Annotated in this window: 1 protein-coding gene; it reads left to right on the top strand. The window is 67.6% G+C overall.

Going from position 1 to position 238, the window contains the following annotated elements:
• Positions 1-45: 45 nt before the first annotated feature.
• Positions 46-238, top strand: a 193-nt coding sequence (locus tag A3774_RS17090; RefSeq protein WP_407937497.1) for a hypothetical protein, incomplete at its 3' end; no start/stop codon positions are given.

Below are 238 nucleotides of genomic sequence, written 5' to 3' on the forward strand. Positions count from 1 at the left end.
GTGCAGGAAGGGCGGGCAGGGGAGTCACCCAATACAGTGGCACCCATGACCTTCGCCCTCACCACTGACGTCCCTTCGATGGAGAGCGTCCTCGCCCTGTACGACTCCGTGGGCTGGAGTGCCTATACGAGCGATCCTGAGACGCTGGGTCGTGCCCTGCACGGCTCCGCGCGCGTGGTCTGCGCGTGGGAGGGGGACCGACTGGTCGGGCTGGCACGGGTTATCAGCGACGGCGCCA

The organism is Neptuniibacter marinus (genome assembly GCF_001597725.1).
In the GTDB taxonomy this organism is placed as follows: Bacteria; Pseudomonadota; Gammaproteobacteria; order Pseudomonadales; family Balneatricaceae; genus Neptuniibacter; species Neptuniibacter marinus.